The organism is Fibrella aestuarina BUZ 2 (assembly GCF_000331105.1).
Classification (GTDB): Bacteria; Bacteroidota; Bacteroidia; order Cytophagales; family Spirosomataceae; genus Fibrella; species Fibrella aestuarina.
This window is the reverse complement of record NC_020054.1, coordinates 3,252,164-3,268,980: the sequence shown is the minus strand read 5'-3', so window position 1 is coordinate 3,268,980 and position 16,817 is coordinate 3,252,164. Positions and strand designations below refer to the sequence as shown.

Genomic DNA, 16,817 nt, shown 5'->3' with positions numbered 1-16,817 from the left:
CTTCAGCTGAAGTAATTGGGCTTTGTTGTTAAGGGGCTTTGCCTAGACACACTGTTTAACACCAGTAACTTCAATAAAATTCTGTAGTCGCATTTAGCACCTTTAAGCCTTGATCTAATATAAACAGATAAGCATGAACTCACCATTTAGGGGTATACCAGATGAATAGCGACCGTTTACAAAATTTTACAACTAAAAAATTAGTTAATTTATGTTAATGGGTGCAACGCTTTATGCACTTTGCCACTCCTTTGCATCAATGAAGATCAACTTATCTCTTTTCGTTTATGACCAATAGGCTACTTGTCAGTATACTCATCTGGCTTTGTGTAGTAGGGACCACGCTGGCCCAAACACCCGCTCGCTTTACCCTACAGGCAACCGTTACGGATACCCTGGGGACCAAACTCAACGGAGCGACGGTGATGCTCCAAACCGTGAAAGATTCTGTACTGACCAATTACGGCCGATCGGTCGAAACGGGCGTTTTTACACTCAAAGGCATTCGCCGGGGTACGTACCTGCTGAAAATCACTTACGTTGGCATGATGCCCCTCAGCCAAACGATTTCGTTCGAGACGGAGCCGACCCTCGATCTGGGCACGATCAAACTGAAACCCATTGCCAAAGAACTGTATGAAGTGGTGGTGAAAACCGCCCGGGCACCCCTCACCATCCGGGGTGATACGGTCGAGTATGATACCCGCGCGTTTAAGGTGCCCGTCGGCTCAACGGTGGAAGACCTGCTCCGCAAACTACCCGGTGTGATGGTCGACCGCGACGGCAACATTCGGGCGCAGGGGCAGGAAGTAAAGCGCGTAACGGTGGATGGCAAGCAATTTTTTGGCGACGACCCGAAAGCCGCTACAAAAAATCTTCAGGCCGAAGCCATTTCGAAAGTGCAGGTTTTCAGCGACAAAACCGAGCAGGCCAAACTGACCGGCGTCGATGATGGGAAGAAAGAAAAGACGCTGAATCTCGAACTGAAGGAAGAATTCAAAAAAGGCGGTTTCGGAAAAATCACGGCGGCAGGCGGCCCGGCCACCAACCTCTCGGAGCGCGGCGAGGTGCGGGGCAACTACAACAAGTTTGACAAAAAACAGCAGTTTGCCGTTATCGGGCTGGCTAACAACACCAACCAAACAGGCCTCTCGTGGGCCGATTACCAGGATTTCCGGGGTAGTAACTCCTTCAACGGCAACGACAACGCCGACTTTGGCTTCAGCGGCGGCGGCAACGTGATTTACTTTGGTGGCAGCGACGACGATGAGAATACGTCTATCCCGATTTCGGGCGGTAGCCGGGGCCGGGGCCTGTCCAACAACGCGGCGGGTGGGGCCAACTACAACTACGACACCAAGAATACCAAGATCAGCAGCAACTACTACTTCAGCCGGACACGGCTATTTACGAACAGCCTGAGCCGGGTGTCGAACTTCCTGCCAAACGACACGCTGAACACCTTCACGACCAGCAACCAGGTCAATCAGGCCACCAGCCACCGGATCAGCTTCCGGCTCGAGCAGCAGCTCGACTCCATGAGCACGCTGATCTTTATCAGCAACAACCGCTACAACATAGCCAACGCCAACCTGAACAACTTACGCGATGCGTTCCGGTCGAGAACGCCAACCGAGCAGACCCAGAATACGACGATCAACAACCGGGAGGCCAATTCGCTGGCGTCGATCAACTCGCTGATCTACCGGTTGAAATTCAAGAAGAAAGGGCGCAGTTTCGCGGCCAGTGTGGGCTATCAGATCAACGCCAGCGATGGTACGCTGGACCTCACGGCAACAACCGATTTTCCGACCTCGGCGAGCCTTGTCGACCAGCGCCTTAACCAGCGGCAGCTCACCAACAGCAACGTGTCGCAGTATAAATTCAGCCTGTTGTTTGTGGAGCCCCTTCAGAAGCGCTTGTTTCTGGAATCGTTTTACAACTTCAGCCTGCGCTACGACAACGTGGACCGCGACGTGCTGAACCGGGAAAACTCGATGAACCGCATTGACTCGCTCAGCCGGTATTTTACCAACACGTATCTGTTCAACCGCTTGGGCACCAGCCTGCGCTGGAACAACAAAGGCCTGAACATCAGCGCCGGTGGGGCGGTACAGCAGTTCCGGCTTAACGGGCAATATGCTACCGACCAGACGGCACCCACGCTCAACCGCATCGACCGGATTTTCACCACCTTCATTCCGAACGTGTCGGTCAATGTGGATCTCCAGAACAACAAGTACCTCTACGGCGGCTATTCGGTGCGGGTGCAACCGCCCTCGTCGCGCGATCTGCAACCGCTCGTCGACAACAGCAACCCGCTGTACGTGACGGTGGGTAACGCCGACCTGCTCCCCGCCCTGACGCACAGCGCCAACGTCGGGTATAACTACTTCAACCCCGGCACCTTTACCAACTTCTACGGCGGGTTGAGTTACGGCTACAACATCAACCAGATTGTGTATGCCCAAACCATCGATGTGCAAACGCTGATTACCCGCACAGTGCCCCGTAATATTTCGGGCGGGCAGAATTTCAGCTACTACAGCTACGTGAGTTTCCCCCTGAAGAAGACGAAAGCCACGCTTGATCTGGGCGGCAACCTCAACTTCGGCAAGCTGATCACGCCGATCAACGGGCGTGATAACATCACCAATACCACCAATTACAACGCCAACCTGCGCCTGAACCTGACACCTGCTGAGTGGCTGACGTTCTATGGTAACGCCAACGTAAACGTGGGCAATGCCCGGTACTCGATCAACGCCTCACAGAACGCGCAAACGGTCAACACCAGCTACAATGCGGACCTCAACGTGAAAATCCCCGGCGAGATTTTTGTCAGCACCACCTACAATTACCAGTTATACCAGAACAAGCGCTTTGGGTTCAATCAGGTCGTGCCGATCTGGAATGCGTCGATCTATCGGCTCTTTGGCAAGGCCAAGAAAACGGAGGTACGGCTCTCGGGCTACGACCTGCTCAACCGCAACATCAACGTGTCTCAATATGCGGGCGCAAACGCCGTTTCTAGCGAGAGCACCATCACCCTCGCGCGGTATTTCATGCTCGGCGTTTCGTACAACATGCGCGGGATCAAAGCCAGCGTCCGCCGGGGCAACGGGTTTGATTAACCCCAACATTCTTTTCAACACCCTCACCGACAATACGGTGAGGCTGCCCATTGTCGTTTAATCCAAATGCACATGACCCGTATCATTCTGATTACTACCCTCCTGTTCGTGGCCCTGACCACGCAGGCGCAGCAAACCGAGGGTGTTGTGAATTACACCCGCAAGACGTATTGGGCCAACGTGTCGAGCCGGCTAACGTACCTGAGCCAGGAACAGAAAGACCGCATCAAGAACACGTACAAAAACTTCAACGAGTACAAGGAGAAGATGAAGCTCACTTTCAGCCCCTCGGCCAGCCTGTATGGCTACGAGAGCGATGTGAGCGAGAGCGACGACGGCCGGTGGTCGTGGCGCAACAAAGCCCTGTTTTTCTACCGCGACTTCGACAAGGAGCGGGTTATCGACGTCGAAGAACTGCTGGGCAAGACCTATTCGGTCGAGGACTCGCTGATTCTGCCGAAGTGGAAGATTGGCAACAAAGTGCGGGAAATTGCGGGCCATATGTGCCTGAACGCCACCACCTCCGACCCGGTCAAAAACCAGCAGATTACGGCCTGGTTTGCGCAGGACATTCCGGTGGCGGCGGGCCCCGAACGCTACTGTGGCCTGCCCGGCCTGATCCTGGAACTGGACATCAACGACGGCGACGTGATCATCGAAGCCAACAGCATCGAGTTTAAACCCGTGGCTGATGTACTGAAACCCGCGAAGCCCAAAAAGCCCAAAAAGCTCGACGAGAAAGGGTATCAGACGCTCATCGGCTCCTACATCGCCGATCAGGTGAAAGCCCAGCAAAACCCATATTGGGAGCTGCGGTATTAGGGCGTCTGGAAGATCCGTTGTACGAACGTCCCGAGTCTGGAGCGTCGCTTAGGTGTTGTTTTCGCACGCCTACGCACGCTTTTCCAGACCCGGGACTTTTTTTATGGCTGATTTTCCAGCCCTAAAGCGCCTATTTTTGCAGCCGTATGGCTTCCGACAAACTGATTATTTACCAACTATTACCCCGCCTCTTTGGCAACACCAACACCACCAACCTGCCCTGGGGTACGCTGGCCGAAAATGGCTCAGGTACGTTTGCCGACATCAACGAGGCGGCCCTGACGGGCATGAAAGCCCTGGGCGCTACGCACGTCTGGTACACGGGTGTTCCCGAACACGCCACCATGACCGACTACGCTGCCCACGGCATCCGCCCCGACGACCCGGCGGTGGTAAAAGGCCGGGCCGGGTCGCCATACGCTATTAAAGATTACTACGACGTGGTGCCCGATTTTGCCCAGTCGGTGCCGAACCGGATGGCCGAGTTTGAAGCGCTCGTACAACGTACCCATGCGCACGGCCTTAAGGTCATTACCGATCTAGTGCCCAACCACGTAGCCCGGCAATACGCTTCCGACGCCAAACCGGGAGCGCCTGCCACAGGCAACGTACCCAGCGCAGGTACGTCTGACCTTGGCGAGGGCGACGATCAGCGACTCCCGTTTTCGCTCCGAAATAACTTTTATTACCTGCCCGGCACCACCTTCAAGGCGCCATTCGTACCCGGCAGCATCGATGCCCAGACACCACTAACCAACTCGGCACCACCCATTCATGAGTCGCCCGCCCGCGTGACGGGCTCCGGGTCGATCAACGAAGCCCCGCACATCGACGACTGGTACGAGACCATCAAGCTCAACTACGGCTACAACGTGTTCGACGGCTCATTGCACACCAGCCTCGACGCCGCACCCGGGCAGCGCAACCGGCCCGACACCTGGTACAAACTGCGCGACATCCTGTTGTTCTGGGCGGGCAAAGGCGTAGATGGGTTCCGCTGCGACATGGCCCATCTGGTGCCGGTGGCGTTCTGGCAGTGGGTGACGGCCGAGGTGCGGGCAACGTACCCAGCCACCATTTTCATCGCCGAAATTTATGACCCCAGCCTGTATAGGTCGTTTATTTTCGAGGGTGGCTTCGATTACCTCTACGACAAAGTGGGCCTCTACGACAGCCTGCGCCGCCTCACCGAAGGCCACGGCAGTTGTTACGACATCACCCACGTGTGGCAACGCGAGTCGGGCGACTTTGCCGAGCACATGCTGCGGTTTCTGGAAACGCACGATGAACAGCGGATCGCTTCGTCGTTTTTTGCGGGCGATCCCCTGCGCGCCATCCCCGCGATGGTGGTTACGGCCACGCTGCATACCGGCCCCTATCTGCTCTATTTCGGGCAGGAAGTGGGTGTTCGGGGCGAAGACGCCGAGGGCTTCAGCGGGCACGACGGGCGCACGACCATTTTCGATTATTGGGGTATGACCGACTGGCAGGGGTACCTCAACAACCACCGGTACGACGGCGCGGGGCTTACCGAACCGCAGCGGCAATTGCGGGCCATCTACGAAAAACTCGGAGCGGTGGTAAGGGCTTCAACCGCCATCCAGACGGGCGCTTTTTACGATTTACAGTGGGCCAATCAGCAAACGCCGGGCTACAATCAGCACCGGGTTTACAGCTACCTGCGCTATACCGACAGCGAAAAACTGCTGATTGTGTGTAATTTTGATGTCACCCAGGCCTTCACATCGGCGGTACACGTGCCCGATCATGCCTTTGATCAGATGGGGTTGTCGGCCACGGATCGCTACCAGCTAACCGATTTGTTCCTGTCCGACGATCGGGTCGACGGCCTTGGTAACCAGGGATTCGCCATGGTGATTCCGCCGATGAGTGCCCGGATTTTTCAACTCAACTCGCTCTAAACGTAACTCTAGCGCACGAAGCACGTCTAACGTACATGAAGATTCACTTGCTTTGGCTGGGCCTGTTGGTCTCCCCCGTAGCTGGCCTGGCGCAGGCCGCCGACGACCTACGTCAGATCATGATCGTTCCGGGCCGAACCACCGCCGAGACGGCCATCCGAACGGGCGAAACGCTGATTGGTAAACCCTACGTACCCCATACCCTCGAAGGCAATTCGACCGAGCAGCTGGTCGTGAACGTGCAGCAGTTCGACTGTGCCACCTTCATCGAAACCACCCTCGCCCTGGCCCTGTCTGAACAGGAACTTCCCGAACGTTACAGCGCCAGCCAGCTCGAAACGACGTTTAAAAAATACCTCACCAAACTCCGCTACCGGCACGGCCGCATCGATGGCTACGTGAGCCGCCTGCATTATTTGTCTGACTGGCTGCGCGACAACGAGCGGAAAGGCATTGTGCAGGAAGTAACGCGCGACATTGGCGGCATTCAGGTTCAGAAAGACATCAATTACATGACCGAGTTTGTGCAGCACTACCCGGCCCTGTCTGACCCGACCAACTACAAACAGATGGTTTCGATCCAGTCGGACCTGAGCCAACAGCCGTTTTACCTCATTCCCCGAAAAGCCATCAAAGCGGCGGAGTCGAAAATCAAGGAGGGTGATATCCTGATGTTCACGGCGGCCAAACCCGGCCTCGACATGCGGCACGTGGGCTACGCAACCTGGCGCAATGGCAAGCTTTACCTGCTCCACGCCTCGTCGGATAACCACCGGGTCACGATTTCGCGCCAACCCATCGCCGACTACCTCGCCAACAACCGGAATCTGTCGGGGCTACGGGTTGCCCGGGTGCGCGACACAAATCCCCATATGTCGCAGCGGGTCGAACCGGCCAGTAACCTGAGCGCCCAACGGTAGCCGTCAGACAGCGACTAGGTCACGAGGTTGTTTAGCATTAATCCCACAAACAGCGATTATGCATCGATCTCACCCACCAATTAGTTAGTTATTTTTTGATACCGTGTACATATGAATGTATACAAGTAAAAACCAAATCATCCTTTTAGTAACTATCTCGCTACTTAGGCAGGCAACTTGCGCCGTTTAAACAATATATTGGTGCTCCTTTCCTACCTACACGAGATGACCAATACGACTAAAAACGTAGGCTTTCTGGACCGCCTGGTCCGGGGCCTGATTGCCGTCGATTTGTTGGCGGTTTGTTTCATCACCCTCACTGGTAGCCTCTTCACCATTCCACTTTGCCTGCTGGCTGGCTACTTCATCTACACAGGCCTCACGGGTTTTTGCCCGCTTTACAGTGCCATCGGCCGCAACACGCGCCAACGCACCGAGCCCTAAAGCCCCAAAATGCGCAAAACGCCCCGCTTTCAGCCTTGAAAGCGGGGCGTTTTTGGTTGGGAGGCTGTATCTTTGGCTATGGCTTCTCCGTTTTCTCGTCGTGGTTTTCTGACCCAATCGGCACTGGCTACGCTGGGTACGTTGCTCGGCACGCGCATCGTTCACGCCGATACCTTACCGGCGCATTACCTGCCGCTGGTATTCAGCACAGAACCCAACCCGCTGCTCGACAAGCACAAATCGATGCTGGTGCTGAATGACAAGCCCTGGAACATCGAAAGCCCGCCGCACCTGCTCGACGACGCCATCACGCCCGCCGCCAACATGTTTGTGCGAAATAATGGCCTGATGCCCGACAAGGTCGACGCCGCTTCCTGGACGCTGACCATCAACGGTGAGTCGGTGAAAGCACCGAAGACGTACAAGCTGGCCGATCTGCAAAAACGATTCAAAACATACACCTACCAACTCGTGCTGGAATGCGCCGGCAATGGCCGGGCGGGTTATTTCCCCAAAACGGCTGGTAACCAGTGGAGCGACGGCGCCGTTAGCTGCGCGGAGTGGACGGGCGTTCGGCTCCGCGACATTCTGGAGGATGTGGGCCTGAAAACCGACGCCGTGTACATTGGCTACTACGGTAAAGACCTGCACCTGAGCCTCGACCCGGCCAAATCGCCCATTTCGCGGGGCGTGCCCATGCGGAAAGCGCTGGAAGACGAAACGCTGGTGGCCTGGGCTATGAACGGGCAACCCATCCCGATGGCCCACGGTGCGCCGTTGCGGCTGGTGGTGGGCGGCTGGCCCGCTTCGGTGTCGGGCAAGTGGCTGCATACGATTTCGGTGCGCAACAAGGTGCACGACGGCACCAAGATGACCGGTAAAAGCTACAAGGTGCCCATTGCGCCCGTCGAGCCCGGTGTTGACCCGCCCGAAGATCAGTTCAAAATCATCGAGTCGATGCCCGTCAAGTCGCTCATCACGTTTCCGCAGTCGGGCCTGTTGCTGCCCAAACCCGGTACGCTGGCCGTTCGCGGGCATGCCTGGGCGGGCGACCGGGCCGTGCGGGAGATGCAGTTATCGCACGATTTTGGCGCCACCTGGCAACCCGCCAAACTCGCCGCCCCGCGTAACCGGCTGGCCTGGCAGCAGTGGTCGGCCGAAGTGCCGTTGCCGCAGTCGGGTTACTACGAAATCTGGGCGCGGGCAACCGACAGCGCCGGGGTGTCGCAGCCAATGGTGATGCCGCAGTGGAACCCCGAAGGCTACTGTAACAACTCGTGCCACCGGATCGCCGTCAAGGTGGGCTAACCCTAAACACGCCACGATGAGCCACTTCATCCGACTTCACGCATTTGCCGCCCTGCTGTTGACCACAGGTACGTTGGCGCTGTGCAGTTTCGACGCGCCATCGGTTGGCGGCAACGTACTCACAGTCGTGGTAGCCGATACCACCAAAGCCGACCCCGAAACCGGGCTGGCCATCGACAACAACCTGACGCTGGTGCGGGCCCATTGCACGGGTTGCCACTCCACGAAGCTGATCTTGCAAAACCGGTTTACTCGCGACGGCTGGAAGCAAAAAATCCGCTGGATGCAACGTACCCAGAAACTCTGGGACCTGGGGGAAGCCGAACCCGCTGTGCTCGATTACCTCACCAAACATTATGGCCCCGAAGACAAACCGTTCGATGGGCGCCGATTACCCCTGAAAGGCGTTCGCTGGCATCAGAGCCGCTAACGTATCGACCCGATTTACGCATGGCAAACAAGGCTTTTTACCAGACATTTTACCAGACCGAGCAACTCTTTCGCCGGGCCGACGACGCGTTGGCGTTTCCGCCGATGGGTGATGCGCCGGTGCTGGTTGCCGAGGTCGAGGCCCCTGCCCCACCGCCGCCGGTTGAGCCGCCCGTTATTGGCGACCCGGTGCTGCCCGCCCAATTCCCTGTCGATCAGCAGCCCGAGCCGCTGGCCGACACTGTTGATGATGAGCCTGTCGCCGTGATTGAGACGGTCCCGAACGAACCGGCGCCCGCGCCTGCTCCAGTGCCCGAGCCCATCGCGCAGCCAACCCAGCCCGTGGTTTCTGCGTCGCAACAGGAACCGATTGTTCGTCGGCCAGCCACACCGATGCTGAGCCAGAAAGTGCTCATTCTGGTGGATGAAGACCTGCTACCGAGCGATCTGCTTTTCCTGGAAAAAATCCTGAAGGCGGTTAATCTCGATATCGCCGGTGTCGACCTGCTGAACATTCACGGCACGAAGAACATCGACTTTACGGAAATGCTGTCGGGCAAGTACATCCATCATTTCTTCACGTTTGGCGTACCGTTTACCCGGCTGAACCTTGATATCCTGATGGATCGTTACCAGCCCGTGCGCTTCGATGGCATTACGTTCCTGATGGCCGATCCCTTGCCCGTTATCGAGGCCGACGTGGCCCTGAAAAAGAAACTCTGGGAAGCGCTGAAGAAGATTTTCCTCTGGCGATGAACGATTGTCTTCTGTTCACCGTCCACTGTCTTCTGTTGGCTGGTAGCGGAGTACGCTTGCGCCAGCCAACAGAAGATAGTGGACGGTGAACAGACAACTTACAAACTCAAAACTCCTCCTGAAACCTGCATCCGCCTCCCCCGCTCTGCACCGCGTTCTGACCGTTCCCCAGCTCTGGGGCATCGCCGTTGGGCTGGTCATTTCGGGTGAATATTTTGGCTGGAACTACGGCTGGGCGGTAGCCGGTACGGTGGGGTTTGCCGCCGCCACGGTGCTGGTGACGATCTTTTACATCACCTTCATTTTCAGCTATACCGAACTCACCGCCGCCATTCCCGATGCGGGCGGGCCCTTCGCCTACGCCTACCGCGCCTTTGGGCCGATGGGTGGTTTCAGTGCCGGTTTCGCCACATTGGTCGATTTTTTGCTGGCACCACCTGCTATCGCCGCAGCGCTCGGGGCCTACGCCCACTTCCTAAATCCCGACCTGTCGCCCCAGTGGGTGGGGGCCGTTGCCTACGTGGTCTTTGTGAGCATCAACCTGCTCGGCGTGCGCGATTCGGCCAATTTCTCGCTTGTCGTAACCATATTGGCCGTGGCTGAACTGCTGGTGTTCATGGCCCTGGTGGCGCCGGGCTTCCAGCTCAAAAACGTCGTAGCCCATACCGACTCGTTTGGCTGGTCGGGGGTGTTTGCCGCACTGCCCTTTGCTATCTGGTTTTACCTGGCTATTGAAGGCGTGGCGATGGTGGCCGAAGAGGTGAAAGACCCCAGGCGCAGCATTCCCCGCGCCTACCTGCTCAGCATCGGCACGCTCGTAGTGCTGGCCATCGGCACGATGCTGTTGTGCGCCGGGGCGGGCGACTGGCGGCAACTGGCCACGATCGATTACCCCCTCCCCGAAACGCTGGCGATGGTGCTGGGCAAGGGTAGCGTCTGGACCAGCCTCTTCGCCAGCATTGGCCTGTTTGGGCTGGTGGCGTCGTTCCATTGCAACACACTCGGCTATTCGCGGCAACTCTACGTGCTGGCCCGAAACGGGTATCTGCCCGCCTTTCTGGGGCAGGTCAACGAGCGGTTCCGAACGCCGCACTGGGCGTCCATCGTGGGTGGTTTGATCGGTTTAGGGGCACTTTTTTCGGGCACGACGGATCAAATTATCATTTTTTCGGTTCTAGGAGCGTTAGTCATGTACATCGTTAGTCTGCTGAGCCTGTTTGCGTTACGGCGCAACGAGCCCCAGTTGGAGCGCCCGTTCCGAACGCCGTTCTACCCGGTCATGCCAGCAGTATCACTGGTTTTAGCCCTAATTTGCTTACTTGCTATCGTCTACTTTAATCTGCTGCTGAGTTTGTTATTCGTGGGGTTGGGCGCCATCTCGCTGGGCTTGTTCTGGCGCTTTGGCCGTCAGCGCATCAACGTCCACCTCACCACACTCGGCGAAGCAGAACGCCATTAATCGTCGGGCTTTTCCCCATTTGGTTTTCGTCATTGACACGATGCCAATGCCGCGTTTTGCCCAACGACTGACGTCTTCCGACAGTAAGCAACCATGAACAACATCCCCATAAACACGGCCCTCCCCGACTGGATTGCCAACGAAAGCCTGCTTCGCGACGAAGCGGTGCTGTTTGGCCTATCGGATGCCCGGCCCGACGAAAAGCTGGCGGCCATCCGGCTGGCCTTTGCCGCGCAAACGGCGTCGCTGGAAAAGCAGTTGGAACAGGGCCACGAAACCGTTGGCGACCTGAATGGTTCGCTCGACAAAGCGACGCACGAGTTGGCTCAACTGACTCAACAGGCCGATACCCTCCCCCGCCCACCCATCGGTTGGGCACTGCTGGGCCTCGGCCTATCGGTTGGCGGTAGCGTAGCGCTGGCGATTCTGCTGCAACAACAACTCCCCAACCTGACGCTCCTGACGATTATACTAGCGGGCGTGCTGGCGGTGAGTGGCTGCATAGGTACGTTGCTGCTGGCAGTTGCACACCACCGAGCACAATTGGTACAGCACCAACACCGCACTACCTCGCAGGCCGCAACGATCAAAACGCTTCGGCAACAACTCAGTAGCTGGCAGGCCGAAAAGAGCCGACAGGTAGCGAACCTGTATGCCGCCGAGGCCCGGCTGACCCAACTCAATGCCACCCGCGACCGGCTGCTGCGCCTCTTCGAGAGTGAGTATAATCTGGCCCGCAGCGTTCGCGACCGCGTCAACGAGAACCTGCTCTATTCGGAGTAGGAAAAGAATGTATACTGTACGATGAACAATGTACAATGGGCTGGCGCGCCTGTTGAAATACCGGCCAATGCACCGTAGCGGCGGACCGCATCAAACCCATTGTGCATCATTCATTGTGCATTGTTCATCGTGCATTATACATTAAAAGACACCCAATATGCAACCGACCGACTTTAGACATGGCTATGACAGTGGGCGCGACGGCAACAACCGCGACCACTTTGAGAGTTACGTATCGAGCCAGGAAAACGAGGCGTTTCTCGCCACGCAAGTTGCCCGTTACGAGCAGGACCTGGCCCGGCTCGACGCACAGCTCGACCGCACCGCCGCCCAGCGCGACGCCCTGAACGAACAACGCCAAACGCAGTTGGTGGCCATGAGTCCGCTGACGGCGCGCATCGACCGGCTGCGCAATCAGGTAAGCGCCATCGTCGACGAGCGTATGTCACTGTTGGCCCGCCGGGCGGCTGCGGTACCCGAATATTCGTTGCTGGGCGGGCTGTTTTTCATAGCTGCCGGGTTGTCGTTTCTATTTGGCGACCTCATTATCTCTCACGAGATTGTGGCTTACGCGCTCAACATCCGCGACAACGTAGAGGCCTGGGCGTTTGCCGTGGGGCTGGCAATGGTGACGGTGCTGCTCAAACCGGCTTACGACCGGCTCATCGAACGGCCGTACCAGGAAAATCCGGCGCAGAACAAAACGCGGTATGAGCGCTTCAAAGTGACCCTGGCCGTCTTCGCCCTGCTGACGCTGGCCGTGTTGGGCTGGTTTCGGTACGAGGCCTACCGCACCGATCAGTTGAAAGCAGCCATCAACCGCAGTATCCGGCAGTTGCAGCAGAACGCCACACCCCTCGACGGCAGTTCGACCGCCATTGACCCCGCCGTGCTCACCAAAATTGAGCAGCAACTGGCGCAGTCGGGCGAGCTGAACGTGGCGCTGGTGAGCAGCCCATGGGCGATGCTGTCGTTTGTGCTGAGCGGCCTGCTGTTTGCGCTGGCCGGTGCAGTGTGTCTCGGTATTGGCCTACCGGTGCTGTCGGCTTACTGGTTCCGCTGGTTGCAGGTCGACTGGAAACTGGCTCGCCTGCGTCGCCGTGAGCGCCCGCTAGTGGCCGAGCTAGCCCCGCTGGAGCAGACCCTCAACGAACATGCCATGCAGAAACAGGTGCTCGATGAGCAACTCGACCGGCTGCCCAGCGAAACCGATCTGCGCGCCCAACGGCAGCAACTGCTGGGTACGTTGACGGAACTGGGCAACGAACACCGCCTCGCCATCACCGACCGGCGCATTGCGCAATACAACGATGGGTATACCAAAGGTGAAACCGATGGCAACGTACCTGACGCGGCGGTGCCACAGCGCTACCCCTCGGCCTCGCGACTGCCCACGCCGGCCCGTAACGACCTGCGCCCGCACGAGGCTATCCGGCAGCTCCTGCGCGAAGGGCTCGACCGAACGGATGCCTGATCAGGCCGTTTGGCGCTTATTTTTGACCCATGTGGGAACGCTACAGCACCGCTTTCAAGAATTACCTCCGCCTCGAACGCTCGCTGTCGGAGCACTCCATCGACGCGTACCTGCACGACGTAACGTACCTGCACCAGTACCTGCAACTAACCCAGCCCGACGTGCAGCCACAGACCGTGCAGGAACGGCACATCATGGGCTTTTTGCAATACGTGGGCGAGTTGGGGCTGTCGGCGCAGAGTCAGGCGCGGATGCTGTCGGGGCTGAAAGCGTTTTTCAAATACCTGCTGCTCGACAACCTGATTCAACACGATCCAGCGCAGCGCATTGGCGGACCGAAGCTGGGCCGAAAGCTACCCGATACGCTTAGCTTCCCGGAAATCGACCAGATGCTGGGGGCCATCGACCTCTCAGCGCCGGCCGGGCCACGCGACCGCGCCATTCTGGAAGTGCTCTACAGCTCGGGCCTGCGGGTGTCGGAACTGCTCGACCTGCGCCTGACCGACTGCTATTTCGATTCGGGATTCGTACGGGTGATCGGGAAAGGCAACAAGGCCCGGTTTGTGCCCATCGGCGGCGACGCCATCAAATACACCCGGCAATACGTGGAACACAGCCGCAGCCAGATCGACATCCAGAAGGGCGACGAAGACACGCTCTTCCTGAACCGGCGCGGCACCAAACTGTCGCGCGTCACGGTGTTCACGACCATTAAAGCACTGGCGGCGGCGGTCGGTATTCACAAGACCATCAGCCCGCACACCTTCCGGCATTCGTTTGCGACGCACCTGATCGAAGGCGGGGCCGACCTCCGCGCTGTGCAGCAGATGCTGGGCCACGAGTCGATCACGACGACCGAAATCTATACCCACCTCGACCGCGATTACCTCCAGCAGACGCTGACGGATTTCCACCCGCGATCGAGAAAAAGGACCGAACGCGGCTGAACCGGATGGGGCGGATGGGCGCTGATTGATGAGAACGACCAGAGACGATTACAAAGTCATGTTTACCTCGGTATCAACTTACGGTAAATCCAAGCGGATCCGCACCATCCGTTGCATTCGCGTTCCCATCTTTACAGCATGATTCAGCAACAGACGCCGCTTACCTGCCAACGTACCCAGTACACGTACCCCGCCGATGCCCATTACCTCAATTGTGCCACGCGGGCACCGCTCAGCCAGACGGTCGCGCAGGCGGGGCTCGACGCCATCAACCGGCAATTGAACCCGATGGGCCTGACGCCCGACGATTTTTTTACGGGTGCCGTAGCGGTGCGCGAGCTGTTTAGTCAACTCATCAACCTGCCTGACCCATCGCGCATTGCCGTCATTCCGGCTATTTCGTATGGCATGGCGGTGGTAGCCCGCAACCTGCCCAACAAGCCCGGTTTGCAGGCCGGGCAGCGCATTGTGCTGGTCGGTAGCGAATTTCCGTCGGATGTCTACGCCTGGGATCGGGTGAGCGCCGAACTGGACCTAACCATCCACACGGTCACGATGCCCGACACACTGCCCGCTGCCGACGCCTGGAACGAAGCACTGCTGGCCGCCATCACGCCCGACACATCGCTGGTGGTCTGCCCCATGATTCACTGGATGTACGGCACCCGGTTCGACCTGGAAGCCGTGGGGGTACGTTGCCGCGCGGTGGGGGCCTGGCTGGCCGTAGACGGCACGCAGAGCGTGGGTGCCCTGCCATTCGACTGGCAGCGGATTCAGCCCGACGCGCTGGTTTGTGCGGGCTACAAATGGCTGATGGGCCCTTACTCAATGGGCCTGGCCTGCTACGGCCCGGCGTTCGACGAGGGTATTCCGCTGGAAGAAGCGTGGATGAACCGGCTCGACAGCAATCAGTTTCACCGATTGATGGACTATCAGCCGCAGTACCGCCCCGGCGCGTACCGTTACAACGTGGGCGAACATACGCACTTTACGCAGATGCCGATGCTCGAAGCCGCCCTGCGCCAATTACTCGACTACCAGCCCGAGCGCATTCAAACTTATTGCCGCGAGCTGATGGCCGACGCCCTGCCCGAACTCGAAAGCCTGGGCTACCAGCTTGAACCCGAAACGGGCCGGGGCCACCACCTGCTGGGTGTGTGGGTGCCGCCCCACCTCGACGCCATGGCGGTCACGAAGACCCTGTTGGCCCGTAATGTGTCGGTGTCGGCCCGGGGTCGCGCCATTCGGGTCTCGCCGCACGTCTATAACACGCCCGCCGATGTGCAGGCACTGGTTGAGGCGTTGCGCTAGTACGTTGTTGATGCTTCGCGTAGACAGCAAAAAAACAGGCCCCACCTTTTGCAGATGGGGCCTGTTCTAAAGTAAAGGCGTGAGTTAGTTAGACCCGCAGCAGTTGTCTTTGCAACAGGCGCAGGTGCATTGACCGCTGGCGCAGCAGTCGGGCGTGCAGGTGCAGGTTTCATTGCATTGGCAGGCCCCTTCATTCGTAGTCATAGCGCTTTTGGTTAACACGTGAACGAATCGATGTAGTTGATAAGGCAAGCGGTGCGCTGCTTCATCTGGACAAAGTTAAGTCCACCTTCGCCTGCTTTCTTTACAGAATTCCAGGGCTATTCTTACATAGTTATTGGCTAAACAACTACCACCGCTTTACCTGACGTACCTGAGCGTTATCGTAGGGAATCCAGTCCGGTGGTATCGAGTTGCATGGTCTTGCTGTCGACTTGTTGGCCGGGCAGGGCGCGAACAGCCTGCTTTTTTCGGTTCCAGGGGGCGGTGGTGCGGCTCGCCATGTCGATCGTGAGCAGAATGACGAGCAGGGTGAATGCCAGAAAGATGATGATGAAGATACGGCGGTTCCGGTTCATGACTTAAGGAGTTCCTTCGGCGTAACGTAGAACGACAGGAACCCGGTTCGGCCCGACACCTCGCTCCAGTGCATGTTGTCGAACGTAATGGCGGCTACGCTTCCCTTACTCATGGACCCGATGTTCTGGTGCGTCAGGTATTCGGTGAAATACGACACATCGGGGTTATGCCCGAAGATCATTGCCGCCTCGCAATCAGCGGGCAGGGCATTGACGACCGCCATGTAGGCTTTGGGGCCACCATCATACAGTTTCTCGTCGAGCCGGATCGTTTCGGGGTCGATGCCGAGTTGCTCGGCCACCACTTTGGCCGTATCGCGGGCGCGGGGAGCCGTGCTGCTGACTAGCTGCGTAGCCATGATGCTCTTCTCCCGCAGGTACTTGCCGATGCGCGCTGCCGCCATGATACCCTCCGGTACCAGTTCGCGGTCGTGATCGCTCAGAAAAGCCGCCCGATCTTCAGCCTTCGCATGGCGAACAATGTAAAGGATACGTTTCATGATTAGGAATGAATAATGTACGATGTAGAA

At 57.9% G+C, this 16,817-nt stretch carries 15 protein-coding genes; 13 read left to right on the top strand and 2 right to left on the bottom strand.

Annotated features, from left to right (window positions below; translation table 11 throughout):
- Positions 1–287 precede the first annotated feature (287 nt).
- From FAES_RS13325 to FAES_RS13265, 13 genes are all read left to right on the top strand, one after another.
- Positions 288–3,134 carry an outer membrane beta-barrel protein gene (locus tag FAES_RS13325; RefSeq protein WP_015331743.1) on the top strand — a complete coding sequence of 949 codons (2,847 nt, stop codon included), beginning with the start codon at positions 288–290 and terminating at the stop codon, positions 3,132–3,134.
- A gap of 72 nt (positions 3,135–3,206) precedes the next feature.
- Entirely contained in the window at positions 3,207–3,956 is a 750-nt protein-coding gene (locus FAES_RS13320; RefSeq protein WP_041257850.1) for a GLPGLI family protein, read from the top strand.
- A 146-nt stretch (positions 3,957–4,102) separates the two neighbouring features.
- The gene (locus FAES_RS13315) at positions 4,103–5,878 is read left to right on the top strand and encodes an alpha-amylase family glycosyl hydrolase (RefSeq protein WP_015331741.1); all 1,776 of its coding nucleotides are present in this window, start codon (positions 4,103–4,105) and stop codon (positions 5,876–5,878) included.
- Positions 5,879–5,913: 35 nt separating this feature from the next.
- Positions 5,914–6,798, top strand: a complete 885-nt coding sequence (locus tag FAES_RS13310; protein WP_015331740.1) for an N-acetylmuramoyl-L-alanine amidase-like domain-containing protein — start codon at positions 5,914–5,916, stop codon at positions 6,796–6,798.
- Positions 6,799–7,023: 225 nt separating this feature from the next.
- Positions 7,024–7,242, top strand: a complete 219-nt coding sequence (locus FAES_RS13305) for a YgaP family membrane protein (RefSeq protein ID WP_015331739.1) — start codon at positions 7,024–7,026, stop codon at positions 7,240–7,242.
- 78 nt (positions 7,243–7,320) lie between these two features.
- Complete coding sequence (locus tag FAES_RS13300) at positions 7,321–8,550, top strand: sulfite oxidase (RefSeq protein ID WP_015331738.1); 1,230 nt, start codon at positions 7,321–7,323, stop codon at positions 8,548–8,550.
- A gap of 16 nt (positions 8,551–8,566) precedes the next feature.
- Positions 8,567–8,980: a hypothetical protein gene (locus FAES_RS13295; protein WP_015331737.1), complete on the top strand. Its 414-nt coding sequence runs from the start codon at positions 8,567–8,569 to the stop codon at positions 8,978–8,980.
- Between the two features lie 20 nt (positions 8,981–9,000).
- Positions 9,001–9,735 (top strand): hypothetical protein, encoded by a 735-nt coding sequence (locus FAES_RS13290; protein WP_015331736.1) that lies wholly within the window; start codon positions 9,001–9,003, stop codon positions 9,733–9,735.
- Positions 9,736–9,820: 85 nt separating this feature from the next.
- Positions 9,821–11,194 (top strand): ethanolamine permease, encoded by a 1,374-nt coding sequence (gene eat / locus FAES_RS13285; protein WP_015331735.1) that lies wholly within the window; start codon positions 9,821–9,823, stop codon positions 11,192–11,194.
- 93 nt (positions 11,195–11,287) lie between these two features.
- Positions 11,288–11,977 (top strand): hypothetical protein, encoded by a 690-nt coding sequence (locus FAES_RS13280; protein WP_015331734.1) that lies wholly within the window; start codon positions 11,288–11,290, stop codon positions 11,975–11,977.
- Between the two features lie 157 nt (positions 11,978–12,134).
- Entirely contained in the window at positions 12,135–13,451 is a 1,317-nt protein-coding gene (locus FAES_RS13275; protein WP_015331733.1) for a hypothetical protein, read from the top strand.
- A gap of 29 nt (positions 13,452–13,480) precedes the next feature.
- Positions 13,481–14,398, top strand: a complete 918-nt coding sequence (gene xerD, locus FAES_RS13270) for a site-specific tyrosine recombinase XerD (protein WP_015331732.1) — start codon at positions 13,481–13,483, stop codon at positions 14,396–14,398.
- 138 nt (positions 14,399–14,536) lie between these two features.
- Complete coding sequence (locus FAES_RS13265) at positions 14,537–15,709, top strand: aminotransferase class V-fold PLP-dependent enzyme (protein ID WP_015331731.1); 1,173 nt, start codon at positions 14,537–14,539, stop codon at positions 15,707–15,709.
- Between the two features lie 380 nt (positions 15,710–16,089).
- Here FAES_RS13265 and FAES_RS13260 read toward each other — a convergent pair whose 3' ends face one another.
- Positions 16,090–16,287, bottom strand: a complete 198-nt coding sequence (locus FAES_RS13260) for a hypothetical protein (RefSeq protein ID WP_015331730.1) — start codon at positions 16,285–16,287, stop codon at positions 16,090–16,092.
- On the bottom strand, positions 16,284–16,787 hold the full coding sequence (locus tag FAES_RS13255) for a SixA phosphatase family protein (RefSeq protein ID WP_015331729.1): 504 nt from the start codon (positions 16,785–16,787) through the stop codon (positions 16,284–16,286). Before FAES_RS13255 ends, FAES_RS13260 begins: the two co-directional genes overlap by 4 nt.
- Between the last annotated feature and the right edge of the window lie 30 nt (positions 16,788–16,817).